We start from the raw sequence: 25003 nt of genomic DNA on the forward strand, positions 1-25003 counted from the left end.
GCGGAGCAACGCGTGATCGTCGACCGAGCCGTATTGCGATCCGCGGTCGGAATGATGGACCCGCCCCGGCGCGGGGGGCGAGCCACCAAAGCACGGCGCAGGGCGTCCACTGCCAGATCGCGCTTCAGACGATCACGCGTCGCCCAACCGACGACGCGGCGCGCGCAGAGGTCCGGCACGATGGCGAGGGGAAGACAGCCCTCTGCCGTCCAGATCCAGGAGATGCCCGCCCCCCGCTTCCTGTCCGGGCCATCCGCCGTGCAGTCCTGCGCCACAAGGGTCGGGGCAATTGGCCATGCATGTTCGCTGTCCGTCTTCCGTTTGAAGCGCCGTTTCTGTCATGCGATCAAGCGGCTGCGGCGACAGGCAGGCCGTTCCTGGCAGGCGAAGACGCCGCTCTGGCGGACAGCCGGAACACGGCACCTCCGGCGGATCGGGACGCTGGCCTGCTCTGCCTCGAGGAAGCCGAAGGTCATCGGCCTGCCTCTTTCGCGCAGAAGGCCGCGGCTTTTTTAAGATGTCGCGCTCCGGCTTCAGGACCGAATTCTCCCGCCGCGTCCTGCCACGGGTCGGGGCCCGTCGCACGGCTTGACGCCGAAACTCCGGCGTCGGTCTGTTCCCGGTTCCCTTGGAACACCTTCTGCTTCCTCAGCTGGAGCTCTTCACATTTTCCGGGCCAGTCCAGGCGGCGCGTCCCCCTCAAAAGCGGTGATTCCCGCACGCGGGGGAGGGCGCATGACGCCGCTCTTCCTCGACCGCGATCGTCGGTTTCGGGAGATCGCCCGCAATCGCGCAGCAGGTCGCAACCGTCCGTCCTGCACCGGGGTCGACCCGGAGCCTCGCCCGAAGGCTTGCCCTTTCCGCGGCGCCGGGCGATGCTCGCGCAGCCCAAAGGAGCCTGCCCATGACCTTCACCCTTGCCACCTGGAACATCAACTCGGTCCGCCTGCGCGAGGCGCTGGTGTGCAAGCTGATGACCGAGGAGGCGCCCGACGTGCTCTGCCTGCAGGAATGCAAGAGCCCGGTCGACAAGATCCCCTTCGCCGCCTTTGCCGCACTGGGCTACCGCTATCACGTCGCGCGCGGACAAAAGGGTTACAACGGCGTCGCGATCCTGTCGAAACGGCCGATGGTCGAGGCGGGGGCTGGCGATTACGCGAACCTTGGCCATGCGCGCCACATCGCCGGGCGGCTCGAAAACGGCGTCACGATCCACAATTTCTACGTCCCCGCGGGGGGCGACATTCCGGACCGGGCGGAAAACGAGAAATTCGGCCAGAAGCTCGATTTCCTCACCCATATGCGCGACGATTTCCACGCCCAGCGGCCGGACCGGGCGATTCTGGTCGGCGATCTGAACATCGCGCCGCGCGAAGATGACGTCTGGAACCACAAGGCGCTGCTGAAGATCGTCTCGCATACGCCGATCGAGGTCGCGCATCTGGCCGCGGCGCAGGAGGCGGGCGGCTGGGTCGATGTCACCCGCGCCGATATCCCCGAGGGGCCGCTGTATTCCTGGTGGTCCTATCGCTCGCCCGATTGGGACGGGGCCGACAAGGGCCGCAGGCTGGATCACATCTGGGCGACGCCCGATATCGCGGGCGCGGCCCACGGCAGCCGGATCCTGCGCGCCGCGCGGGGCTGGGAGCAGCCCTCGGACCATGCCCCGGTCTTTGCGACATTCGATCTTTGAACGGCGCCCCTTGGCGCGGCCGGGGCGGCGGCGCATATAGGGGCAAAGATCCAACAAGAGGACCTCCATGTTCGGAACCGACACGACACCCGCGCAAACGTTCGTCAAGGATGTCTCTGAGGCGACCTTCATGGCCGAGGTGGTCGACGCCTCGATGGCCGTGCCGGTCATCGTCGATTTCTGGGCGCCCTGGTGCGGCCCCTGCAAGACCCTCGGGCCGCAGCTGGAAGCCGCCGTCAACGCGCTCAAGGGCCGGGTGGTGATGGCCAAGATCAACGTCGACGAGAACCAGCGTCTGGCGCAGGTGCTGGCGCAGCAGGGCCTGCCGCTGCAATCGATCCCGACCGTCGTCGCCTTTTACCAGGGCCGCCCGGTCGACATGTTCCAGGGCGCGATTCCCGCCTCGCAGGTCAAGGCCTTCGTCGAGAAGCTGGCCGGTCTGGCGGGCGACGGGGGCCTGGGCGAGGCTTTGGCCGCGGCCGAGGAAATGCTGGCCGAGGGCGCGGCCGTCGATGCGGCCGAGACCTTCGCCGCGATCCTCGGCGAAGAGCCCGAGAATGCCGAAGCTTACGGCGGTCTTGTGCGGGCGCATCTGGCGGCGGGCAATCTGGATCAGGCCGAGCTGATCCTGGCGGGGGCGCCGGCCAAGATCGCCAGTGCCGCCCCGGTCGAGGCCGCGCGGGCGCAGCTTGCGCTGGCGAAGCAGGCCGCCAAGGCCGGGCCGCTGGACGAGCTGAAAGCGAAGCTGGCCGCCGATCCGAACGACCATCAGGCCCGCTTCGATCACGCCACCGCGCTGCATGCGGCAGGTCAGGTCGAAGAGGCGGTCGAAGAGCTTCTCGAACTCTTCCGCCGCGACCGCGAGTGGAACGAGGGCGCGGCGAAAACCCAGCTTTTCACCATCTTCGACAGCCTCAAGCCCGCCGATCCGATCGTGGTCAAAGGGCGGCGTCGTTTGTCGTCGATGATATTTGCCTGAACGCGGGGGCGGGCTATCTGATGCGGATGATCAAACCCAGTGACCTGCCTGCCCAGATCCCGCTCTTCCCGCTTCCGGGGGCGCTTTTGCTGCCCCGGGGGCGGCTGCCGCTGCATATCTTCGAACCGCGCTATTTGCAGATGATCGAAGACTGCATGGCGACCCCGCAACGGCTGATCGGCATGATCCAGCCCTGCAAGGGCCGCGACGGCGCGCAAAAGCTCTCCGCCATCGGCTGTGCCGGGCGGCTGACCGGCTTTTCCGAAACCGAGGATGGCCGCTACATGATCACGCTTTCGGGCGTGTCCCGCTTCCGGCTGCAGCGCGAAATCGGCGGCGACAGCCCCTATATCCGCGCCGAGATCGGCTGGACCGACTTTCCCCGTGACATCGGCAACCCCGAGCATGACCCCGGGTTCAACCGCGACGGCCTGCTCGACCTGCTGGGCCGCTACCTGCACACGCAGGGGCTTGATACCGATTGGGAGGCGCTCAAGGATGCCGAGGACGAATTCCTGATCAACGCGCTCTCGATGCTTTTGCCCTTCGAACCCGAGGACAAACAGGCGCTTCTGGAAGCCCCCAGCCTGCCCACCCGGCGCGAGACCCTGGTGACGCTGATGGAATTCGCGCTGCACGGCGGCATCGAGGAGCGGCCGCAATGACCGAAAGCCTGCCGCAGCTTGCCCCCGAGGCCGAGCGCGGCGGCTTTGACCGGCGCATGCTGGAGGCGCTGGTCTGCCCGCTGACGCAGGCGCCGTTGCATTATGATGCGGAACGGCAGGAGCTGGTGTCAAAGGCCGCGGCGCTGGCGTTTCCGATCCGCCGCGGCATCCCGATCATGCTGGTCGACGAGGCGCGGCAGCTCGACTAGATCTGCCGCCCCTGCAGCAGTTTCGGCTGCGGACCCGAGATCCCCGCGGCCTGCCGCATGAAGCCGCGCCGCAGCGGGCCGATCGCCTGAACCAGCCCCATGCCCAGATCGCGCCCCGCGCGCAGCAGCGGATTGTCGTTCGAAAAGAGCTTGTTGACCGTGTCCATGCCCAGCGCCAGCGTGGTCGCATCGAAGCGCCGCCACAGCTGATAGCGTTCCAGCGTGTGGATCGAGCCGATATCCTCGCCGCGCCGCATCGCGCCGATCAGCACTTCGGCCAGGGCCGCCACATCGCGCAGGCCCAGGTTCAGCCCCTGACCGGCAATCGGATGCACCCCATGCGCCGCATCGCCCACCAGCGCCACGCGCGGCGCGGCATAGGCCTTGGCCAGCGTCAGGTTCAAAGGATAGCTGAAGCGCGGCCCGACAAGGCTGATCTTGCCCAGAAAATCGCCAAAGCGCGGCCGCACCAGTTCCATGAAATCATCGTCGGAGAGTTTCGCGATCACGGCGGCGTTGGCTTCGGTCTCGCTCCAGACGATCGACGAGCGGTTGCCGGTCAAGGGCAGGATCGCCAGCGGCCCGTTCGGCATGAACAGCTGATAGGCGATGCCGTCGTGCGGTTTTTCATGCGCCAGCGCGGCGACAAGGGCGGTCTGGCCGTAACCCCAGCCCTCGCGCCCGATCCCGGCGCGTTCGGCCACGCCCGAGCGGCGCCCGTCCGCCCCGATCAGCACCCGGCCCGAGAGGCTCTCGCCATTCGAAAGCGTCACCCGGATCGCGCCGGGCAGAACCTCCTGCGCCACGACCGAGGTTTCGGAAATCAGCGTGATCAAGGGGTTCGCCTGCATCGCCGCCAGAAAGGCGCGATAGAGGAAGCGGTCTTCCAGCATGTAGCCGACCGGCTTTTGATCCAGCTCGCGGCTGTCGAAATGCAGAAAGAACGGCGCGGCGCCTTCGCCGGGGCGGCCGTCGAAGGCCTTGACGTCGTTGATCGGCTGCGCATCGGCCGCGACGGCGGGCCAAAGCCCGAGCGCGGCCAGCAATTTCTGCGACGCCAGCGCCAGCGCATAGGCGCGGCCGTCAAAGGCGTCCTCGGCGCGGCGCGTCGCGGGGGCGGCGTCGATCACGGTGACGGAAAGGCCCGCGCCCGCGAGGGCAAGGGCAAGCGCGGGGCCATTCAGACCACCGCCGGCGATGAGAACGTCGTGAACCTGTGTCATGCGCCCAATATGGCGCGGGCTGCGGGATTGTCCATTGCCTGCGCGCCCGTTAGCCTGTGCAAAACGAAGGGGGTTGCGATGCTGGAACGGTTCTGGTCGGCCACCACGCAGGGGCAGGCGATGGCGGCGGGCAGGCTTGATCCTGTCGAGATGGTCGAGGCCTATCTGGACGCGGCGGCGGGGCGCAGCGATGTCTATGCCCGGCTGACCCCCGAACGCGCCCGCGCCGAGGCGATGGCGGCGCGGACCCGGCTGCGGGACGGTCTGGCGCGCGGGCCTTTGGACGGCGTCGCGCTGAGCTGGAAGGATCTGTTCGACACGGCGGGCATCGCGACCGAGGCGGGCTCGCGGCTGCTGGTGGGGCGGGTGCCCGCGACGGATGCCGCGGTGCTGCAGGCGGCGACGCTGATGGGCAGCGTCTGTCTGGGCAAGACCCACATGACGGAACTGGCCTTTTCCGGCCTCGGGATCAACCCGATGACCGCGACGCCGCCGAATGCGGTGACCGCGGGTCTGGCGCCGGGGGGGTCGAGTTCCGGGGCGGCGGTGTCGGTGAAACTGGGTCTGGCGGCGGCGGCGGTGGGGTCGGATACCGGGGGATCGGTGCGGATCCCGGCGGCGTGGAATGATCTGGTGGGTCTGAAGACGACTGCGGGGCGCGTTTCGACCGCGGGCGTCGTGCCTTTGTGCAAGCGCTTCGACACGGTCGGACCGCTCGCCCGCACGGTCGAGGATTGCGCGCTGGTTCTGGCGGCGATCGAGGGCCGCACCGCCCCCGATCTGCGCGGGGCGACGCTGTCGGGCACGCGGCTTCTGGTGCTCGACGGGCTGCCCTTCGCCTCGGCGCGCGAAGCGCCGGTGCGCGGCTTCGAGGCCGCCGTGACGCGGCTGGAACGGGCTGGTGCCCGGATCGAACGCCGGGGGCTGCCGATGCTCGCGCCCGCGATGGACCTGTCGGGCGTTGTTTTCGCCCCCGAGGCTTACGGGCTTTGGGCCGAAGTGATCGAAGCCGCGCCCGAGAAGATGTATCCGGTGATCCTGCAGCGCTTTCGCGGCGGGGCCGAGATCCGCGCGGCCGATTACGTCAAGGCCTGGGACGATCTCGACCGCTACCGGGCCGAGTGGCAGGCGGCGGTGGCGGGATACGATGCCGTGCTTGTGCCGACCGCGCCGATCCTGCCGCCCGATGCGGCGCGTCTGCTGACCGATCCGGCCTATTTCGCCGCCGAAAACCTGCTGGCCTTGCGCAACACCCGCATCGCCAACATCTTCGGCCTGTGCGCCCTGACCCTGCCCACGGGCGAGCCGATGTGCGGGATTTCCCTGATGGGCAAGCCGATGCAGGAAGCCGCCCTGTGCCGTCTGGCCCTTGCGGCCGAGGCGGCGCTTGGCTGAAAAGTCACAATCCCGCTCGCCCAATGGCGCAGCAGATGCGCTTTTTCTGGACGTGACCCACAAGCTTGGGTAGTTTTGCTGCAAACGGGGCGAAACGACCCCGGAGATGAGGCATAGATGGAGTTTCCCGAGCGGTTTGCGAACCTGCCCGAATATGCGTTTCCGCGGTTGCGGACGCTGCTCGACCACCTGAAACCGGGGGGCGAGCCTGTTGCCATGACCATCGGCGAGCCACGCCACCCGATGCCCGATTTCGTCGGGCCGGTGCTGGCGGCCAGCCTGAACGAATTCGGTCAGTATCCGGCCAATGACGGCACGCCCGCGCTTTTGGCGGCGATTTCCGGCTGGCTGGGGCGGCGTTACGGCGTTGACGTGGCGGAAAACCGGCTGATGGTGCTGAACGGCACGCGCGAGGGGCTGTTCAACGCCGCCATTGCGCTCTGCCCCGAAAGCAAGCGCGGCAAGCGCCCGGTCATTCTGGTGCCGAACCCGTTCTATCAGGTCTATGCCGTCGCCGCCGCAACCGTGGGCGCCGAGGTGGTCTTCGTTCCGGCCAGCGAAGAGACCGGCTTCCTGCCCGATTACGAAAGCCTGCCCGCCGAGATCCTCGATCGCACGACGATCGCTTACCTGTGCTCGCCCGCCAATCCGCAGGGCTCGGTCGCCGGTCGCGATTATCTGGCCCGGCTGCTGGCGCTGGCCGAGAAACACGATTTCCGGCTGTTTTCCGACGAATGCTATTCCGAGCTTTGGCGCGACGCCCCGCCGCCCGGGGCGATCGAAGTGGCCGCCGAGACCGGCACCGATCCCGAACGGGTGGTGATCTTCCATTCGCTCTCGAAACGCTCGAACCTGCCGGGGCTGCGCTCGGGCTTTTGTGCTGCCGGTCCGCAGGCGATGCAGCGTATCCGGCAGTTGCGCGCCTATGCCGGGGCGCCCTTGCCGCAACCCATTCAGCGCGTCTCTGAACGTGCCTGGGCCGACGAGACGCATGTGATCGAAAACCGCGCGCTTTATGCGGAAAAATACGCCGATGCCGCGGAAATCTTCAGCGGTGTCAACAGCTTCCGTCTGCCCGAGGGCGGCTTCTTTCTGTGGCTGCCGGTCGAGAACGGCGTGGAAGCGGCGGTGAAGCTTTGGACCGAAACCGGGGTGCGTGTCCTGCCGGGGGCCTATCTGGCCCGCGACGTGGAGGGCGAAAACCCCGGCAAGGGCTATATCCGGGTGGCTCTGGTCGCCCCAAGAAACGAAACGCGGCGCGGGCTGATCAGGCTGCGCGACTGCCTGTTCACGTAAGGAGGGTTCAGCATGGCATCCTTTCAGGCGCGGCAACGCGAACCGCTGCTCGACCAGGACACGCAGGCCGTTCTGGAACGCCGCGGGCGGGAACTGCTGGGGGTGGTCTTTCTGGCGCTGGCGGTCATGACGACGCTGATGCTGGCCTCTTATTCGCCCGAGGACCCAAGCTGGATGGCCGTGTCGGATGCCCCGGTGCAGAACTGGCTGGGCCGGATCGGCGCGGGCATCGCCTCGCCCTTGATCGTGATCGTCGGCCGCGGGGCGTGGCTTTTGCCGATCTCGCTGGCGATCTGGGGCGGGCGGCACATCCTGCACCGCGGCGAAGAGCGGGTGACGGGCCGGATGGTCTTCCTGCCGATCGCGATTGCGGTGGCGGCGGTCTATGCCGCGCTGCTGGTGCCCGGCGCCGAATGGGGCCGCGCCTATGGTCTGGGCGGCAATTTCGGCGACATGATCGCCGGATCGCTTTTGGGGCTGTCGCCGGTCGAGGGCTCGATCGGGCTGAAGCTGATGACCGTGGTGATGGCGGCGCTGACGCTTTTGATCACGCTGTTCGTCACCGGCTTCGACCGTCTGGAACTGGGCGCGCTGACCCGGTTTCTGATGCTGGGCACGGTGGCGAGCTATGCCGCGGCGATGACGGCGCTGGGCAAGGGCGCCTCCGCCTCGGTGCGGATGGCGCGCGAGGCGGCCGAGCTGGCACGCGAACGTCGGGCGCAGGCGGCGGCGCTGGCGCAGCAGCAGGCGGCCTGGCAGGCGCAGCAGGACTGGCAGGCGGGCGCGCATTCTCCGCAGCCGCAACGCGCCGATATCGTGCGGGCGGCCGTCGCCTCGCGGGTGCGCCGTCCGGTCGAGCCGGAACCGGCCTATGCCCCCTATGAAATGTATGACGCGCCCGAGGCCGAGCTGGTCGAGCCGGTGCAGGCCTGGCCGATGCCCGAGTCCGAGGCCCCCAGCGAAGACCGGATCAAGGCGCGCATTCAGCATGCGGTGAAGACCCGGGCCCCGGTTCCGGCGCCCGCGCCGATGCCCGCGCCTGCCGCGCCGGTTGCCGCGCCGCAGATGCGCGTCGAACCCGAGCTTTATGCCCCGCGTGTCCAGGTCCAACCCGCGCCGCAGCCCGAAGCCCCGGCCTCGGTGCTGGCGGCGGTTTCGGCCCGGCTGGCCCGCAGCCCCAAGGCCCCGGCCGCGCCGCTCAAACGTGTCGAGCCGCCGCTGCAGGCGCGTCCGCGTTACATGCCGGGCAGCGCGGCCGCCACGCCGCCCATCGCTGCCCCGGTGCTGGCCGCGCCCGCGGTGACGGCGCCGCCGATGCCCGCGCCGCAAGAGCCGGACTGGTCGCAGCCGATGAGCGCCGCGCGTCCGGTCGAGGCGGTTCCGGCCGAGGACAGCTGGGAAGAAGAAGCCTTCGAGCGCAATGTCTTTTCCGATCTGGGCGAGGATCTGCCGCAGCCCGCGCCGATGCCGAAGATCTCGGCGCTGCGTGCGACCGTGGCCCCGCCCGCGCCCGAGCGCCGCGTGGTGGCGCCTGTCCGCAAGCCGGTGGCGCCCTCGAAACAGGCGATCGCCGAGGAACAGCCCGCCCTGCGCTTCGAGACGCCGGAGAAGCCCGCCTATGAAGTGCCGCCGCTGAATCTTTTGACCAATCCGGGCACGATCCAGCGCCATCAGCTGTCCGACGAGGCGCTGGAGGAAAACGCCCGCATGCTGGAAAGCGTGCTCGACGATTACGGTGTGAAGGGCGAGATCGTCTCGGTCCGGCCGGGTCCGGTCGTCACGATGTACGAGCTGGAACCGGCGCCGGGGCTCAAGGCCAGCCGGGTGATCGGTCTGGCCGATGACATCGCGCGGTCGATGTCGGCGCTCTCGGCGCGGGTCTCGACCGTGCCCGGCCGCTCGGTGATCGGGATCGAACTGCCCAACGCGCATCGCGAAAAGGTGGTGCTGCGCGAGATCCTGTCGGCGCGCGATTTCGGCGACAGCAACATGCGGCTGCCGCTGGCCTTGGGCAAGGACATCGCCGGCGAGGCCGTGGTGGCGAACCTGGCGAAGATGCCCCACCTGCTGATTGCGGGGACGACGGGCTCGGGGAAATCGGTGGCGATCAACACGATGATCCTGTCGCTGCTCTACAAGCTGTCGCCCGAGGAATGCCGGTTGATCATGATCGACCCGAAGATGCTGGAACTCTCGGTCTATGACGGCATTCCGCATCTGCTTTCCCCGGTCGTCACCGATCCGAAAAAGGCCGTCGTGGCGCTGAAATGGGTCGTCGGCGAGATGGAAGAGCGCTATCGCCGCATGTCGAAGATGGGCGTGCGCAACATCGAGGGTTACAACGGCCGTGTCCGCGAGGCGATGGACCGCGGCGAGATGTTCAAGCGCACCGTGCAGACCGGCTTTGACGAGGACACCGGCGAGCCCGTCTTCGAGACCGAGGAATTCCAGCCCCGGCCCTTCCCCTATATCGTCGTCATCGTCGACGAGATGGCCGACCTGATGATGGTGGCGGGCAAGGAGATCGAGGCCTGTATTCAACGGCTTGCGCAGATGGCGCGGGCCTCGGGCATCCACCTGATCATGGCGACGCAACGGCCTTCGGTCGATGTCATCACCGGCACGATCAAAGCGAACTTCCCGACCCGGATTTCCTTCCAGGTCACCTCGAAGATCGACAGCCGCACCATCCTGGGCGAGCAGGGGGCCGAGCAGCTTCTGGGCATGGGCGACATGCTTTACATGGGCAATGGCGCGCGCATCACCCGGATCCACGGGCCCTTTGTCAGCGACGAGGAAGTCGAGGAAATCGTCAGCCATCTGAAAAGCTTCGGGCCGCCCGAATACATGTCGGGCGTGGTCGAGGGGCCGGACGAGGAAGCGGCCTCGGACATCGACGCGGTGCTGGGCCTTGGCAACAGCGGCAACGATGCCGAGGATGCACTTTACGATACCGCGGTGGCGATCGTGATCAAGGATCGCAAATGCTCGACGTCGTATATCCAGCGCAAGCTGGGCATCGGCTACAACAAGGCCGCGCGGCTTGTGGAACAGATGGAAGAGCAGGGCGTGGTGACGCCCGCCAACCATGTGGGCAAGCGCGAAATTCTGGTGCCCGAACAGTAAGGGCGCAGGAAAGTGATCCCGGCCCCGCGCGATGTGACCCGCGCGGGGCTTTTTCTTTGCCCGATCTGGATTAAGTTGGTCCCATGACCCTGATGCGTTTCGCCCCCGTGGCCGCCCTTCTGCCCGTCCTCATGCTCGCCCTTGCCGCCCCGGCCTGGGCGGAGAAGATCCCTCTGGCCCAGCTTTCGGCCTATCTGAACGGGCTGACGACGGCCGAGGCGGCTTTCACCCAGGTCAATGCGGATGGTTCGAAATCGACCGGCAAGCTGTATCTCAAGCGGCCCGGGCGGATGCGCTTCGAATACACGGATGACAAGACGCTGGTGCTGGCCTCGGGCGGGCAGGTGGCGATCTTCGATCCGAAGTCGAACCAGATCGCCGAGCAATATCCGCTCAAGCGCACGCCCCTGAACCTGATCCTTGCGGAGAGGATCGACCTGGCCCAGGCGCGGATGGTGGTCGGCCACGAGGCGGAGGGGGCGAATACCGCCGTGGTGGCGCAAGATCCGCAAAACCCGGAATACGGCACGATCCGGCTGGTGTTTTCGGCCAATCCGATCACGCTGCGGCGCTGGGTGATCACCGACGATACCGGGGCGAAGACGGTGGTGATCCTCGATCAGCTGAAGCCCGGCGTCGATCCGGGCTCGCTGATGTTCTCGATCGTGGCCGAGACCGCAGCCCGCAAGAACTGAGGCCCGCAAGAACTGAGACGCGCCAGAAATGGGGCGGGTTCAGCCGCCGCAGGATTTCAGCTGACTGCGATACATCTCGGCGCGGGCGGCGACCTTGTCGGCGACGGCCAGCAGCCAGCCCTTGTCGTTGTAGCTGCCCTTGGCATAGCCCGAGCGGCCCTCGTGATAGGCGAGATATTGGTCCCGGGCGTTCCATTTCGAAATCCCGAGCCGGTCGGCCGAGCCGTCCATGTACCAGCCCATGAAATCGGTGGCGTCGCTGATCCGGGTCCGTTTCGCGCCCCAGGAACTTGTGTCGCGCTTGTAATCTTCCCAGGTCGAATCAAGCGCCTGGCTGAAGCCATAGGCCGAGCTTTGCCGCCCGATCGGGATCACCCCCAGCGCGTAGCGATGCGGGGTCTTGGCATTGGGGATGAACTTGGATTCCTGATGGATCGTCGCCATCTGCACATGCACGGGCACGCCCCAGCGTTTTTCCGCACGACGCATCGCCTTGAAATAGGCGGGCTTTTCGCGTGCCAGCAGGCAGGCGTTGTCAAGATTGCGCGGCGCTTTTCCACCGCCGCCACAGGAGGCGACGGCCACGAGAACGGCCAACATCAGGAATTTTTTCATGTCTGCTCTGCCCGCTCGGCTTAGTTTTGCGACAGTTTAGGGAATTTCGCCCCGCAACGAAAGCGAAACCGTGTCGCGAAACCGTGAGCACTGTTGGGCGCGAGTCCACAGATTGTTTCCGGGCCCCGGGCGGGGCGGCGATGGACAGGAAACGCCGGAAGGTTTAAAAATGATGATCGGGGGTTACCATGCAGACGACGCTTGCCAAATATCACATCGGTCAGATCGTCCGACATCGCAAGCACCCGTTCCGCGGGGTGGTCTTCGATGTGGATGCGATGTTTTCCAACACCGACGCCTGGTACGAGGCGATCCCGGAAGAGAGCCGCCCCGCCAAGGATCAGCCCTTCTATCATCTGCTGGCCGAAAACGATCAGACCTATTACGTCGCCTATGTCTCGGAGCAGAACCTTCTGCCCGACAATTCCGGCGAGCCGATCGATCACCCCGATCTGAGCGATCTGTTCGGGGATTTCGAGGACGGGCGTTACCCGTTGCAGTTCCAGCTCAACTGATCGAACCCGGTTTCAACGGCAGCCGGAACGCCAGCAGGTTGCGGCCGTTTTCGCGGTGATAGCCCAGCTCCTCGACCAGATCGCGGATCAGGAACCAGCCGAAACCACCTTCGGGCAGGGTATCGGGGGCAGGGCGCTGCGAATCGTCGATGCCGAGGTCGAGGCAGGAACGCGGCAGCTCCACCCCGTCATCGCTGATCGAGCAGCTCAGCCCGCGGTGATCGCGCACCAGCGAGAGCGTGATCGTGCCATGCCCGGTGTCGCCATAGCCATGTTCGACGATGTTGTTCAGAACTTCGGCCAGAACCAGTTCCAGCGTGCCCGCCTCGTCTTGCGACAATTGCCGCAGGAACCGGGCCAGCGCCGTGCGCAGGGCGAAACGGACCGACAGCGGATCGGCCGCGAAGGAATGGTGGAAGATCTTCGGCTCCGGCCTTGGGGTCTCGGTCGGGCCGCGGCCTGGTTGCGGACGATCAGCCAACATGGCGCAGCCCCGCCCGCAGTGCCGCCTCGACATTCTCGTGCATGACGAAGACGGAATCCATCCGCGTCAGCCGGAACACCCGTTCGACATTCGCCGTCAGCCCCGCCAGCTCCAGCCGCCGGTCCGGGGTCAGCGATTTCATCACCGCCACCACCGCGCCCAGCCCGGAGCTGTCCAGAAATTCCACCTGCGACATGTCCAGCACCACCCGCCCGCCGGGCTGGCTGGTCACTTCCCGCATCCGCTCCTTGAACCGGATGGCGATGGCGGCATCGAGACGTTCCTCGTTCACCGAAACGACCAGCGCGCCCCCGCGTGATTCCGCATAAAGATTCATCTTGCCTCTCCGGCCCCGAAAGATTTGGTTCAGACTAAGGGCGAAAGCTTACCAATCCGTATCTGACGGAAAGAATGATGAAGGAAGACCGATGACCTTTGACCCCGCGGTGCTGGCCCGCACCCTCGCCGCCCTGACGGAAGGCGAGACCGACGAGGTGGCGCTGATGGCCACGCTCGCCTGCGAGATCCACCATGCCGACGACCGCTTCGACTGGACCGGCTTTTACCGCGTCACCGAACCCGGCGTGCTGAAGATCGGGCCGTATCAGGGGGGACACGGATGCCTGGTGATCCCGTTCACGCGCGGCGTCTGCGGCGCGGCGGCACGCGAGGGCCGCACCCAGCTTGTCCCCGATGTCGAGGCCTTTCCGGGCCATATCGCCTGCTCCTCCTCGACCCGGTCCGAACTGGTGATCCCGGTCTTCGGCGCGGGCGGGCGGCTGATCGGCGTGCTCGATATCGACAGCGATCAGCCCGACGCCTTCACCGAGGCCGATGCGGCGGCGCTGGAAGCGATCCTCGCCGATGTCTTCGGCACGCTCTGAGGCTTGACGCGACGACGCCCCCGCGCCATGCCGGGCCGATGACCGAGCATGTCTACACGCCCCCGCCCGAGCCGCCGCGCATCCTGCATGCCGACCATGAAATCCTCGTGGTCGACAAGCAATCGGGGCTGCTCTCGGTGCCGGGCAAGGGCGATCACAAGGCCGATTGCCTGATCGAGCGGCTGAAGGGCGCCTTTCCGCAGGTGCTTCTGGTGCATCGGCTGGATGGCGACACCTCGGGGGTGATGGTCTTCGCGCTGACGGCGCATGCGCAACGCCATCTGGGGCTGCAATTCGAGCACCGGCAGACGAAGAAGCACTATCTGGCGCGGCTCTGGGGGCATCTGGAGCCGAAGGCGGGCCGGGTCGATCTGCCGCTTTGCGTCGATTGGCCGAACCGGCCGAAGCAGCATGTGGATCCCGAGAACGGCAAGCCCGCGCAGACCGACTGGAAGGTGCTGCGCCACGATCCCGACGGCACGACCCGGGTGCGGCTGACCCCGCTGACCGGGCGCAGCCATCAGCTGCGGGTGCACATGCTGGAACTGGGCCATCCGATCCTCGGCGATCCGTTCTATGCCACGGGCCCCGCGCGCGATTTTCCGCGGCTGATGCTGCATGCCGAAAGCCTGCGCCTGCGCCATCCCGACGGCGGCCAGTTCATGACCTTCACCGCGCCCTGTCCGTTCTGAACCCTGCCCGTTCTGAACGATGCAGGCCGGGGGCTTCGCGCCCCCGGACCCCTGCGAGGTATTTATGGCAAGATGAAATGGACCCCGGCCCTGCTTTCACCTTGGCGCAAATATCCCGGGGTGCGGGGCAGAGCCCCGCTCCGTCCGCCGAAACGAAAAAGACGGCGGGAGTGGACCGCCGTCTTCTCCGTTCCTGCCGTGAGCGGTCAGGTGTCCGAGCTGTCCGCCGAGGGGGCGGGCGGCGCGATCTCGCGCGGTTCGCGCGGCGGGCGGCCGATCACTTCGCGCAGCGCGTCGAGTTCGATGAAATTGTCGGCCTGACGGCGCAGCTCGTCGGCGATCATCGGCGGCTGGCTGCGGATCGTCGAGACGACCGACACCCGCACGCCCATCCGTTGCAGCGCCTCGACCAGCGGGCGGAAATCGCCGTCGCCCGAGAACAGCACCGCATGGTCGAGCCGCGGCGCGAGTTCCATCGCGTTCACCGCCAGTTCGATGTCCATGTTGCCCTTGACCTTACGCCGCCCCATCGAGTCGGTGTATTCCTTGGCGGGCTTTGTCACCATCGCGTAACCATTGTAGTGCAGCCAGTCGACGAGCGGACGGATCGGCGAGTATTCCTCGTTCTCCAGCAGCGCCGTATAGTAGAAGGCCCGCACCAGCTTGCCGCGACGTTCGAATTCCTGACGGAGCAGCTTGTAGTCGATATCGAAGCCAAGCGCCTTTGCAGCCGCATAGAGGTTGGACCCGTCGATGAAAAGGGCCAGCCGTTCGTCTTTGTAAAACATTATTAAGTCCTTTCGTCGTGGCCCCGCGGTGTGGCGTCCGGAGTGGTTGACGGGGAAAAATTGTTCTACCCAATACGCCGCGAGAACCAGTTCAGCAGCGCTTTCTACCAAGCGCGGGGAGGCCGAGATATCTGTCTTTATAGATAATAGCACATTTTTTATTGCGCTAGGGGCGAATATTGCAACTCAGACGGGTAATCCCGCTCAATCTTTGGTTGCTGCACTGAAAATGCTCCCCGAGGAGGGGATTCGGCTGCGGGCGCTCAGCCGATTCTGGCGGTCTCCGGCCTTTCCGGCCGGGGCGGGGCCCGATTACGTCAATGCCTGTGCCGTGATTTCCGCCGCGATGGCGCCCGAAACAGTGTTGGAGGCGCTGCACCGAATCGAGGCGCGGCTGGGGCGGCGTCGGGAAAGGCGCTGGGGGGCGCGCGGGATCGACCTTGATCTTCTGGCCTGCGGCGGGGCGATCCGGCCCGATGCGGCGACCGAAGCGCTTTGGCGCGGCTTGCCGCTGGAGGCGCAGATGCAGCGCGCGCCCGAGACGTTGATCCTGCCGCATCCGCGTCTGGCCGACCGGGCCTTCGTGCTGATTCCCCTTGCCGAGATCGCGCCCTTGTGGCGTCATCCGATGATCGGAAAGACGGTCGGCGACATGCTTGCGGACCTTGATGCGGCCGAAAAAGCGGCGTTGGTCCCGTTTTCCGTTCCTTTCGACGGGCAGGGCCGCTTGTAAAGGTCCCGGGAAGGGGCTAAGGGAGAGGTTCACACCTCCCCCTTTGGTCTGGAGTTGCCGATGGCCCGCGTGACGGTTGAAGATTGCGTTGACAAGGTTCCGAACCGCTTCGAGCTGGTGATGCTTGCCGCCCACCGCGCCCGTGAGGTTGCGGCCGGGGCGCCGATCACCGTCGAGCGTGACAATGACAAGAACCCGGTGGTCGCGCTGCGCGAGATCGCCGAGGAAACCCAGCTGGCCGACGATCTGCGCGAGCGTCTGATCGAAAGCAACCAGACCCAGATCGAGGTCGACGAGCCCGAAGAAGACGCGATGGCGCTTCTGATGTCGGGCGAGATCGACCGGCCGCGGGTCGATGACATGGACGAGGAACGGATGCTGCGCGCGCTGATGGATGCGCAGGGTCGCGACTGACAAGGGGTTCGAGCGCGGATGATCGATGTCGAAGACCTGATCGCGCTCGTTCGCAACTACAATCCCCGCTGCAACGCCGATCTGATCCGCCGTGCCTATGCCTATGGGCTGAAAATGCACGACGGGCAGTTCCGGCATTCGGGCGAGCCCTATTTCACCCATCCCGTCGCCGTTGCCGCGATCCTGACCGAGCAGCGGCTGGACGATGCCACCATCGTCACCGCGCTGTTGCATGACACGATCGAGGATACCCGCTCGACCTTCACCGAGGTAGAGGGGCTGTTCGGCACAGAGGTCGCGGAACTGGTCGATGGCGTCACCAAGCTGACCAATCTGCAACTGGGCTCTTCGGCAAGCAAGCAGGCCGAGAATTTCCGCAAGCTTTTCATGGCGATGTCCAAGGATCTGCGGGTGATCCTGGTGAAGCTGGCCGACCGGCTGCACAACATGCGCACGATCAAGAGCATGCGGCCCGAGAAGCAGGCGCAGAAGGCCCGCGAGACGATGGAGATCTTTGCGCCGCTGGCGGGCCGGATGGGCATGCAGTGGATGCGCGAGGAGCTGGAAGACCTCGCCTTCAAGGTGCTCAACCCCGAGGCGCGGACCTCGATCATCCGCCGCTTCGTGTCCTTGCAAAAGGAATCGGGCGACGTGATCTCGCAGATCACCGCCGACATCCGCAACGAGCTGGAAAAGTCCGGGATCGAGGCCGATGTTTTCGGCCGTGCCAAGCGCCCGTATTCGATCTGGCGCAAGATGGAGGAAAAAAGCCTTACGTTTTCAAGGCTTTCCGATATCTACGGCTTTCGTGTCATCACCCGCTCCGTGCCCGATTGCTATGCCGTGCTGGGGCTGATCCACCAGCGCTGGCGCTCGGTGCCCGGCCGGTTCAAGGATTACATCAGCCAGCCGAAATCGAACGGCTACCGCTCGATCCACACCACCGTTTCCGGCCGCGACGGCAAGCGGGTCGAGGTGCAGATCCGCACCCGGCAAATGCACGAAGTGGCCGAAGCCGGGGTGGCGGCGCATTGGTCCTATCGCGATGGCGAACGGGCGCTGAACCCCTTTGCCGTCGATCCGGCGAAATGGCTCGCCTCGCTCACCGAACGCTTCGCCGAGGGCGATCACGACGAATTCCTCGAGAACGTCAAGCTCGAGATGTATTCCGATCAGGTGTTCTGCTTCTCGCCCAAGGGCGATGTGATCAAGCTGCCGAAAGGCGCGACGCCGATCGATTTCGCCTATGCGATCCACACGCGGATCGGCAATTCCTGCGTCGGCGCCAAGGTCGACGGCATCCGCGTGCCGCTCTGGACGCGGCTGAAGAACGGCCAGTCGGTCGAGGTGATCACGGCGGCCGGGCAGCGCCCGCAGGCGACCTGGCTTGATATCGTCGCCACCGGCCGCGCCAAGGCCTCGATCCGCAAAAGCTTGCGCGAGGAAGACCGGACCCGGTTCGTCAAGCTTGGCTCCGAACTCGCCCGGGTGGCGTTCGAACATGTCGGCCGCAAGGTCTCGGACAAGGCCCTGCGCACCGCGGCGAAGACGCTTGGCCTGCCGGATGAAACCGAGGTTCTGGCCCGGCTCGGCTCGGCCGAACTGACGGCGCGCGAGGTGGTCGAGGCGCTTTATCCCGAACTGGCCGCGCGTGGCCCGGAAACCGTCGATCCCGGCCGCGCGGTGATCGGGCTGGGGGCGGATCAGACCTTCCACCGGGCGAAATGCTGCCAGCCGCTGCCGGGCGAGCGCATCGTCGGCATCACCTATCGCGGTCAGGGCGTGGTGATCCATGCGATCGACTGCCCCGCGCTCGAGGAATTCGAGGAGCAGCCCGGCCGCTGGGTCGATCTGCACTGGCACGAAGGCAGCCACCCGCCCGTCTATTCAGTGGCGCTGAAGATCACCATCGCGAATGACGCCGGGGTGCTGGGGCATATCTGCTCGTTGATCGGCGCCCAGAAAGCCAATATCTCCGACCTCAAATTCATCGATCAGAAACCTGACTTTTACTCGCTTGTCGTAGAAGTCGACTTGCGTGATGCGGAACATCTGCACCGGCTTCTGACGGCGCTTGAAGCCGAGACGGATGTGGCGCAGGTGCAGCGCTGGCGCGATCTGTCGCGCAAACCCTGAGGGAACGGAAGGCAGAACGTGGTTTTCAAACGGCGGGAGAAGCGGAGCTGGGGGCAGTCGACACGCGATCTGGTCTGGCCGCGCACGGGCTGGCTGCGGGCGCTGAGCTACATCCGCCACCGTCTGACCCGGCTGCCCGACAAGCCGCACCGCATCGCCCGGGGCGTTTTCGTCGGCATCTTCGTGTCTTTCACGCCCTTGTTCGGCGTGCATCTTCTGGCGGCCGCGCTGCTGGCCAAGCTGATGCGCGGCAATGTGCTGGCCTCGCTTTTCGCCACGCTGGTCGGCAATCCGCTGACCTTTCCGCTGATCGCGCTGGTCTCGATCAAGCTCGGCCATGCGATGCTGGGGCAAAGCTACGATCCCGCCCATGCCGCCGGTCTGCTGGATGTCTTCGCCGATGCTTTCGCCGATCTGCGCCACAATCTTCTGGCGATCTTCACCGCCGAGGAGACGCATTGGGTCGGCATGGCGGATTTCTTCTACGGTGTCTTCCTGCCCTATACGCTGGGCGGGATGGTGCCGGGGGTTCTGGGCGGTCTGGCGGGCTATTTCATCGCCTTGCCGCTGGTCACCGCCTATCAGAACCGCCGTCGGCTGCGGCTCAAGGAGCGGCTGGCGAAACTCGCCGCGAAGCTGCCGCATCCGCCCGTGGTCGGCGCCTCCGATCACGACGACGACAAGGGCTGAGCGGCATCTTCCCTCGGCCGCCGCGCTTCGCCATAGTGGCGGCATCTGACCGGAGGTTTCCATGACCCGTTCCCTGCGCCTTGGCGTGAACATCGACCACGTCGCCACCGTCCGCAACGCCCGCGGATCGGCCTATCCGAGCCCGCTGCGCGCGGCCTTGATGGCCGAGGCCGCCGGGGCCGACGGCATCACCGCGCACCTGCGCGAGGATCGCCGCCACATCCGCGACAGCGACATGGCCGAGCTTCGGGCGAACCTGAAGATCCCGCTGAATTTCGAGATGGCGACGACGATGGAGATGCAGCGCATCGCGCTGGCCACCCGGCCGCATGCGGTCTGCCTTGTGCCGGAAAAGCGGCAGGAACGCACGACCGAGGGCGGGCTGGATGTCGCGGGCGATCAGGCCCGGCTGACCGCCTATATCGCGCCCTTGCGGCAGGCGGGGGCGCGGGTGTCGATGTTCGTCGGCCCCGATCTGCGGCAGATCGAAGCCTCGGCGGCGATCGGCGCGGCGGTGGTCGAACTGCACACCGGCCATTATTGCGACCTGCATTACGAGGGCCGTTTCGCCGAACGCGATGCCGAACTGAAGGCGCTGGAAAAGGCCGCGGCGCTGGCCGCCAGTCTGGGCCTCGAGGTCCATGCCGGGCACGGGCTGACCTATGAGACCGTCGCCCCCGTCGCCGCCATCCCCGAGGTGAAAGAGTTGAACATCGGTCATTTTCTGATGGCCGAGGCGCTTTTCATCGGGCTGGAGGCCGCGATCGCCGAGATGCGCCGTCTGATGGACGACGCGCGGCGTTGAGCGGAAAGGGGGGCCGGATGCCGATCCTGCGCTATGGGCTGATTCTGATCCTGACCGGGCTGGTCGTCTCGGGCCTCGTGCTGGCGCTGGAGCGCCTCGCCGGGGTCGATCTGGCCTCGGTCGGCATCGCCGCCGTGCCGGTCTTCCTGACCGCGATGATCGAGGGGCAGTTCTTTGCCAAGCGCAGCGGCCGCCTGCCCGCGCGGGCCGAGGCGCTGCGCTTTGCCGCGTTGGCGACGGCGGTCAACCTGATGCTGCTTGGCCCGGCGCTGGTGCTGATCTCGCTCGGCGATCCGGCGCTGCTGGCGCTCTTGCGCGGCTTCGATGCGGTGCTGTGGCTGGTGATCCTCGGGGTCGTCGTGCTGATCACCTTCCCGGCCTCGTATCTCTTTTACGGGCAGGGCGCCCGCAGCCAGCTGCGCGCCCTTGCGCGGCAAAAGGCCCGGCAAGGCGGGGCGCAATGATCCTCGGCATCGGCTCGGATCTGGCCAATATCGAGCGCATCGCGGCGACGCTGGCCCGCTTTGGCGACCGCTTCCGCACCCGCGTCTTCACCGCAATCGAAATCGCCAAGGCCGAACAGCGCGCCGATGTGGCGGGCACCTATGCCAAGCGCTGGGCCGCGAAGGAGGCCTGTTCGAAAGCGCTGGGCACCGGCCTGGCGATGGGGATTTCCTGGAAGGACATGTCGGTGGCGAACCTGCCCACCGGCCAGCCGGTGATGCATCTGACCGGCTGGGCGGCCGATCGGCTGGCGGCGATGACGCCGCCCGGTCACGAAGCCGTCGTGCATGTCACCCTGACCGACGATCACCCCTGGGCGCAGGCCTTCGTCGTCATCGAAGCGCGTCCGCTTGCTTGACTTGCCCCCCGCATCGGGCCAAGGAAGACAAGGTTTTCACAAGAGGCAGAGCATGGCCAGCAAATCCGAAGGCGGCATCGGCGAAATGGCGCGGACGCTGTTCTGGGCGCTCATCATCGCGGGCGTCTTCCGCACGTTGTTCTTCCAGCCGTTCTGGATCCCCTCGGGCTCGATGAAGGACACGCTCCTGATCGGCGACTTCCTGTTCGTCAACAAGATGGCCTATGGCTATTCGCGCTATTCCTGCCCGTTCTCCAGCGCCGATTTCTCGCCCTGCCCGATCGAGGGGCGCATCCTGGGCGGCGAGCCCGAGCGCGGCGACGTGGTGGTGTTCCGCCATCCGATCCGCAACGTCGATTTCATCAAGCGGCTGATCGGCCTGCCCGGCGACCGCATCCAGATGGTCAACGGCGCGCTGCAGATCAACGGCGCCCCGGTCAAGCTGGAAGACGGCGGCACCTTCTCGGAAGTGTTCGAACCGCAGGGCCCGGAAAAACGCTATCCTTTGTGCCGCAACGAACCGGTGGGCGAGGGCGGCGATTGCCAGTCGCAGCGCTTCATCGAAACGCTGCCGAACGGTGTCAGCCATTCGATCCTGAACACCTTCGACGGCACCCGCGCCGACAACACGCCGGTCTTCGTCGTGCCCGAGGGGCAGTATTTTTTCATGGGCGACAACCGCGACAATTCCGAGGACAGCCGCTTTGCGCAAAGCATCGGCGGCGTCGGTTTCGTGCCGGTGGAAAATCTGGTCGGCCGCGCCGACCGGGTGATGTTCTCCTCGGCGGGCAAGTCGCTGTTCTTCTTCTGGACCTGGCGGGCGGACCGCTTCTTCAAGGCGATCGAATGAAAGTTGCGGCAGACCTCTCTGCCTTCATGGACCGGCTCGGGCATCGTTTCGCGACGCCCGAGCATCTTGTTCGGGCGCTGACGCATTCCTCGCTGGGCTCGGCCACGCGGCCCGACAACCAGCGGCTGGAATTTCTGGGCGACCGCGTGCTGGGCCTGTCGATGGCCGAGGCGCTGTTTGACGCCGATGGCTCCGCCTCGGAAGGGCAGCTGGCGCCGCGGTTCAACGCCTTGGTGCGCAAGGAAACCTGTGCCGCCGTCGCGCGCGACATCGACCTTGGGGCGGTGCTGAAACTCGGCCGGTCGGAAATGATGTCGGGCGGGCGGCGCAAGGATGCGCTTTTGGGCGACGCGATGGAGGCGGTGATTGCCGCCGTCTATCTGGATGCCGGGTTCGAGGCGGCCCGCGCGCTGGTGCTGCGGCTTTGGGCCGGGCGGATCCAGTCCGTCGACAGCGACGCCCGCGATCCGAAGACCGCGTTGCAGGAATGGGCGCAGGCCCGCGGCCTGCCGCCGCCGCGCTATGAAACATTGGGCCGCGACGGCCCCGATCACGCGCCGCAATTCCGCATCGCGGTGGTGCTGGCCTCGGGCGAGACCGAGGCCGCGCAGGCCGGATCGAAACGCAATGCGGAACAGGCCGCCGCAAAGGCCCTTCTGGAACGGTTGGAGAGAGGCGCATGACCGAAGAAACCCACGCCGGATTCGTCGCCCTGATCGGCGAGCCGAATGCCGGGAAATCGACGCTGCTCAACCGCATGGTGGGCGCCAAGGTGTCGATCGTCACCCACAAGGTGCAAACCACCCGCGCCCGCATCCGCGGCGTCTGCATGGCGGGGCAGGCGCAGCTTGTCTTCGTCGACACCCCCGGCATCTTCCGCCCGCGCCGCCGGCTGGACCGCGCCATGGTCTCGGCCGCCTGGGGCGGGGCCGCCGATGCCGATATCGTCGTTCTCCTGATCGAGGCGCATCGCGGCCTGACCGAAGGCGCAAAGGCGATCATCGAGGCGCTGAAGGCGCGCGAGGGCACGCAGCCCGTCGCGCTGGCGATCAACAAGATCGACCGGGTCAAGGCCGAACGCCTGCTGGCCTTGGCCGAGGAAATGAACGCCGCCTTTCCCTTCGCCAAGACCTTCATGATCTCGGCCGAAAAGGGCTATGGCGTCGATGACCTGCGCGGCTGGCTGGCGTCGCAGGTGCCCGCGGGCCCCTGGTTCTATCCCGAGGATCAGATCGCCGATCTGCCGATGCGGATGATCGCGGCGGAAATCACCCGAGAGAAACTGACCCTGCGCCTGCACGAGGAACTGCCCTATCAGCTGACGGTGGAAACCGAGCGCTGGGAGGAAAAGCCCGACGGCTCGGCCCGCATCGACCAGATCATCTATGTCAGCCGCGACGGTCACAAGGGCATCGTGCTTGGCAAGGGCGGCGAGACGATCAAGGCGATCTCCACCGCCGCCCGCGCCGAAATGGCCGAGTTCATGGGCCGCCCGATCCATCTGTTCCTGCAGGTCAAACTGCGCGAGAACTGGCAGGAAGAGGCCGAGCGCTACACGGAAATGGGTCTCGACTTCAAGGACGGCGACTGAGGATGCAACCCCGCCTGCGTGCCGAACTTTGGGTGCGTGCCTATCTCAAGCGGCTGGAGTTGAACAACATTCCCGCCTATGTCGCGGCGCGGGGTCAGCCTGACTCCGGCGCCGTGATGATCAAATGCGCGACGCTGGACGGGCTGGCGAAGCTCTACACCCGCACCTTTGATTATGAGGCCGATTGCGACATCTGGACGGTGCTCACCGAAGGCCCCGAGGCCGAGGTCGATCAAAGCATCCGCAGGCAGCGCAGCTTCGATCCGGACCTTTGGGTGATCGAACTCGAAGCCCGCCACGGCCGCACGCTTCTGGACGAAGACGGCCTGAAAGACTGACCCCGGCTTTCCCTTTTATCTTGCCTCAAATATCCTCGGGGGGTCCGGGGGGCACACAGCCCCCCGGCTTGCGTCACGGGCACCATGGACTGGCAAGACAGCGGCACCATCCTTTCGACCCGCCCGCATGGCGAAAGCTCGGCGATTGTCGAGGTGTTCACGGCCACGCATGGCCGCCATCTGGGTGTCGTGCGCGGCGGGGCCTCGCGCAAGATGGCGGCGGTGCTGATGCCCGGCAGCCATGTCGCCGTGGCCTGGCGGGCGCGGCTGGAAGACCAGCTTGGCAGCTTCACCGTCGAACCGCTGGCCTCGCGCGCCGGGGCGCTGAGTGACCGGCTTGCGCTGATGGGGCTGAATTCCGTCTGCGCGCTGCTGTCTTTCGTTCTGGCCGAACGCGAGCCGCATCCGCGCCTTTACGCCGCCACCGAGCCCCTGTTCACCGTGATCGGACAGGCGGCCGAGGGCTGGGTGGTCGATTACCTGATCTGGGAAATGGCGCTGCTGGAAGACCTGGGCTTCGGGCTCGATCTGAGCCGCTGCGCCGTCACCGGCACCCGCGACGATCTGGCCTTCGTCTCGCCGCGCACCGGCCGCGCCGTCAGCCGCAAGGGCGCGGGCGACTGGGCGCCGAAACTGTTGCCGCTGCCTTTGTGCCTTTTGGGGCAGGGGCCTGCAACCTGGGGGGAAATCGCGCAGGGCTTGGCGCTGACCGGCCATTTCCTGACCCGTTTCGCCGAGGAACACAGCCGCCGCGCCCTGCCCGAGGCGCGCAACCGGCTGATCGCGGCGATCGCCCGTCAGGGCTGAGCGCGTCAGGGCTGCGGCCGGTCGTCCAGCCGCAGCTGCAGCAACAGCAGATCAAGCCAGCGGCCGAATTTCTGCCCCACCTGCGGCATCAGCCCCACCGCAGCAAAGCCGAGCCGCTGGTGCAGCACGATCGAGGCGTTGTTTTCGGCCTCGATCGCCGCCACCATCACATGCAGCCCCTGCGCCCGGGCGCGATAGATCAGCGCCTTGAGCAGCGCCGTGCCGCGCCCGCCGCTGCGCAGATCGGCGCGGACATAGACCGAATGCTCGACCGTGCCGCGATAGCCGTCAAAGGCGCGAAAGGGCCCGTAGCTGGCATAGCCGACGACCTTCGCCCCCTCCTCCAGCACCAGCACCGGAAAGCCTGCCCGCTGCCGCGCCTCGATCCAGTCGACGCGGTTGAGCGCGTTCACCTCGACCTCGTTCCAGATCGCTGTCGTCGTTCGCACGGCGTCGTTGTAGATCGTGGCAATCGCCTGCGCATCCTCGGGGGTGGCATCGCGGATCATCGGATCCTC

General features: G+C 66.4%; 29 protein-coding genes. 23 read left to right on the forward strand and 6 right to left on the reverse strand.

Features of this window, described 5'->3' with window-relative positions; genetic code table 11:
* The first annotated feature begins 904 nt into the window (after nt 1–904).
* From FBT96_RS00080 to FBT96_RS00095, 4 genes are all read left to right on the forward strand, one after another.
* Nucleotides 905–1693, forward strand: coding sequence for an exodeoxyribonuclease III (locus FBT96_RS00080; RefSeq protein WP_136904376.1), 789 nt, complete (start codon nt 905–907; stop codon nt 1691–1693).
* A 67-nt stretch (nt 1694–1760) separates the two neighbouring features.
* Nucleotides 1761–2672, forward strand: coding sequence for a tetratricopeptide repeat protein (locus FBT96_RS00085; RefSeq protein WP_136904377.1), 912 nt, complete (start codon nt 1761–1763; stop codon nt 2670–2672).
* 26 nt (nt 2673–2698) lie between these two features.
* Complete coding sequence (locus tag FBT96_RS00090) at nt 2699–3337, forward strand: LON peptidase substrate-binding domain-containing protein (RefSeq protein WP_136904430.1); 639 nt, start codon at nt 2699–2701, stop codon at nt 3335–3337.
* On the forward strand, nt 3334–3546 hold the full coding sequence (locus tag FBT96_RS00095; RefSeq protein WP_136904378.1) for a Trm112 family protein: 213 nt from the start codon (nt 3334–3336) through the stop codon (nt 3544–3546). Before FBT96_RS00090 ends, FBT96_RS00095 begins: the two co-directional genes overlap by 4 nt.
* Here FBT96_RS00095 and FBT96_RS00100 read toward each other — a convergent pair.
* Complete coding sequence (locus FBT96_RS00100) at nt 3543–4769, reverse strand: UbiH/UbiF/VisC/COQ6 family ubiquinone biosynthesis hydroxylase (RefSeq protein WP_136904379.1); 1227 nt, start codon at nt 4767–4769, stop codon at nt 3543–3545. The genes FBT96_RS00095 and FBT96_RS00100 overlap by 4 nt on opposite strands.
* A gap of 78 nt (nt 4770–4847) precedes the next feature.
* Here FBT96_RS00100 and FBT96_RS00105 point away from each other — a divergent pair, with 78 nt between their 5' ends.
* The 4 genes from FBT96_RS00105 (at nt 4848) to FBT96_RS00120 (ending at nt 11281) form a co-directional block, all read left to right on the forward strand.
* Complete coding sequence (locus FBT96_RS00105) at nt 4848–6164, forward strand: amidase (protein WP_136904380.1); 1317 nt, start codon at nt 4848–4850, stop codon at nt 6162–6164.
* Nucleotides 6165–6281: 117 nt separating this feature from the next.
* Nucleotides 6282–7460, forward strand: a complete 1179-nt coding sequence (locus FBT96_RS00110) for an aminotransferase class I/II-fold pyridoxal phosphate-dependent enzyme (RefSeq protein ID WP_136904381.1) — start codon at nt 6282–6284, stop codon at nt 7458–7460.
* A 12-nt stretch (nt 7461–7472) separates the two neighbouring features.
* The gene (locus FBT96_RS00115; protein ID WP_136904382.1) at nt 7473–10586 is read left to right on the forward strand and encodes a DNA translocase FtsK; all 3114 of its coding nucleotides are present in this window, start codon (nt 7473–7475) and stop codon (nt 10584–10586) included.
* A gap of 83 nt (nt 10587–10669) precedes the next feature.
* On the forward strand, nt 10670–11281 hold the full coding sequence (locus FBT96_RS00120; RefSeq protein ID WP_136904383.1) for a LolA family protein: 612 nt from the start codon (nt 10670–10672) through the stop codon (nt 11279–11281).
* 39 nt (nt 11282–11320) lie between these two features.
* On the opposite strand, the gene FBT96_RS00125 is transcribed toward FBT96_RS00120, so the two are convergent.
* A complete protein-coding gene (locus tag FBT96_RS00125; RefSeq protein WP_136904384.1) occupies nt 11321–11896 on the reverse strand; it encodes a transglycosylase SLT domain-containing protein in 576 nt (191 codons plus the stop codon).
* A 188-nt stretch (nt 11897–12084) separates the two neighbouring features.
* Here FBT96_RS00125 and hspQ point away from each other — a divergent pair, with 188 nt between their 5' ends.
* Nucleotides 12085–12411, forward strand: a complete 327-nt coding sequence (gene hspQ / locus FBT96_RS00130; RefSeq protein WP_013069021.1) for a heat shock protein HspQ — start codon at nt 12085–12087, stop codon at nt 12409–12411.
* Here hspQ and FBT96_RS00135 read toward each other — a convergent pair.
* Nucleotides 12404–12895 (reverse strand): ATP-binding protein, encoded by a 492-nt coding sequence (locus FBT96_RS00135; protein ID WP_169583085.1) that lies wholly within the window; start codon nt 12893–12895, stop codon nt 12404–12406. The genes hspQ and FBT96_RS00135 overlap by 8 nt on opposite strands.
* Nucleotides 12885–13232: an STAS domain-containing protein gene (locus tag FBT96_RS00140; RefSeq protein ID WP_013069019.1), complete on the reverse strand. Its 348-nt coding sequence runs from the start codon at nt 13230–13232 to the stop codon at nt 12885–12887. Before FBT96_RS00140 ends, FBT96_RS00135 begins: the two co-directional genes overlap by 11 nt.
* Nucleotides 13233–13323: 91 nt before the next feature.
* Here FBT96_RS00140 and FBT96_RS00145 point away from each other — a divergent pair, with 91 nt between their 5' ends.
* Nucleotides 13324–13779 carry a GAF domain-containing protein gene (locus tag FBT96_RS00145; protein WP_136904386.1) on the forward strand — a complete coding sequence of 152 codons (456 nt, stop codon included), beginning with the start codon at nt 13324–13326 and terminating at the stop codon, nt 13777–13779.
* 38 nt (nt 13780–13817) lie between these two features.
* Complete coding sequence (locus FBT96_RS00150) at nt 13818–14471, forward strand: pseudouridine synthase (protein ID WP_136904387.1); 654 nt, start codon at nt 13818–13820, stop codon at nt 14469–14471.
* Between the two features lie 206 nt (nt 14472–14677).
* On the opposite strand, the gene FBT96_RS00155 is transcribed toward FBT96_RS00150, so the two are convergent.
* The gene (locus FBT96_RS00155) at nt 14678–15259 is read right to left on the reverse strand and encodes a LabA-like NYN domain-containing protein (RefSeq protein WP_055209222.1); all 582 of its coding nucleotides are present in this window, start codon (nt 15257–15259) and stop codon (nt 14678–14680) included.
* 160 nt (nt 15260–15419) lie between these two features.
* On the opposite strand from FBT96_RS00155, the gene folK reads away from it, so the two are divergent.
* The 12 genes from folK (at nt 15420) to recO (ending at nt 24485) form a co-directional block, all read left to right on the forward strand.
* Complete coding sequence (gene folK / locus FBT96_RS00160; protein ID WP_136904431.1) at nt 15420–15992, forward strand: 2-amino-4-hydroxy-6-hydroxymethyldihydropteridine diphosphokinase; 573 nt, start codon at nt 15420–15422, stop codon at nt 15990–15992.
* Between the two features lie 60 nt (nt 15993–16052).
* Nucleotides 16053–16406 (forward strand): DNA-directed RNA polymerase subunit omega, encoded by a 354-nt coding sequence (rpoZ, locus tag FBT96_RS00165; protein ID WP_055209224.1) that lies wholly within the window; start codon nt 16053–16055, stop codon nt 16404–16406.
* An 18-nt stretch (nt 16407–16424) separates the two neighbouring features.
* Entirely contained in the window at nt 16425–18542 is a 2118-nt protein-coding gene (locus FBT96_RS00170) for a RelA/SpoT family protein (RefSeq protein WP_055209226.1), read from the forward strand.
* An 18-nt stretch (nt 18543–18560) separates the two neighbouring features.
* Nucleotides 18561–19232, forward strand: coding sequence for a DUF2062 domain-containing protein (locus tag FBT96_RS00175; RefSeq protein ID WP_136904388.1), 672 nt, complete (start codon nt 18561–18563; stop codon nt 19230–19232).
* A gap of 61 nt (nt 19233–19293) precedes the next feature.
* Nucleotides 19294–20037: a pyridoxine 5'-phosphate synthase gene (locus FBT96_RS00180; RefSeq protein ID WP_136904389.1), complete on the forward strand. Its 744-nt coding sequence runs from the start codon at nt 19294–19296 to the stop codon at nt 20035–20037.
* A gap of 17 nt (nt 20038–20054) precedes the next feature.
* Entirely contained in the window at nt 20055–20501 is a 447-nt protein-coding gene (locus tag FBT96_RS00185; RefSeq protein ID WP_136904390.1) for an ABZJ_00895 family protein, read from the forward strand.
* Nucleotides 20498–20899 (forward strand): holo-ACP synthase, encoded by a 402-nt coding sequence (gene acpS, locus FBT96_RS00190; RefSeq protein WP_136904391.1) that lies wholly within the window; start codon nt 20498–20500, stop codon nt 20897–20899. Before FBT96_RS00185 ends, acpS begins: the two co-directional genes overlap by 4 nt.
* A gap of 52 nt (nt 20900–20951) precedes the next feature.
* A complete protein-coding gene (gene lepB / locus FBT96_RS00195) occupies nt 20952–21749 on the forward strand; it encodes a signal peptidase I (RefSeq protein WP_136904392.1) in 798 nt (265 codons plus the stop codon).
* Nucleotides 21746–22432, forward strand: coding sequence for a ribonuclease III (rnc, locus tag FBT96_RS00200; protein WP_055209239.1), 687 nt, complete (start codon nt 21746–21748; stop codon nt 22430–22432). The genes lepB and rnc overlap by 4 nt, the downstream gene beginning before the upstream one ends.
* The gene (gene era / locus FBT96_RS00205) at nt 22429–23340 is read left to right on the forward strand and encodes a GTPase Era (protein ID WP_136904393.1); all 912 of its coding nucleotides are present in this window, start codon (nt 22429–22431) and stop codon (nt 23338–23340) included. The genes rnc and era overlap by 4 nt, the downstream gene beginning before the upstream one ends.
* A 2-nt stretch (nt 23341–23342) precedes the next feature.
* Nucleotides 23343–23678: a DUF1491 family protein gene (locus FBT96_RS00210; RefSeq protein ID WP_136904394.1), complete on the forward strand. Its 336-nt coding sequence runs from the start codon at nt 23343–23345 to the stop codon at nt 23676–23678.
* A gap of 84 nt (nt 23679–23762) precedes the next feature.
* Complete coding sequence (recO, locus tag FBT96_RS00215) at nt 23763–24485, forward strand: DNA repair protein RecO (protein WP_136904395.1); 723 nt, start codon at nt 23763–23765, stop codon at nt 24483–24485.
* 5 nt (nt 24486–24490) lie between these two features.
* Here the strand turns inward: recO and FBT96_RS00220 are convergent, their stop codons facing one another.
* Nucleotides 24491–24994 (reverse strand): GNAT family N-acetyltransferase, encoded by a 504-nt coding sequence (locus FBT96_RS00220; RefSeq protein WP_136904396.1) that lies wholly within the window; start codon nt 24992–24994, stop codon nt 24491–24493.
* Nucleotides 24995–25003: the final 9 nt, after the last annotated feature.

Origin of the sequence: Rhodobacter capsulatus (assembly GCF_005144475.1) — a bacterium.
Classification (GTDB): domain Bacteria; phylum Pseudomonadota; class Alphaproteobacteria; order Rhodobacterales; family Rhodobacteraceae; genus Rhodobacter; species Rhodobacter capsulatus_C.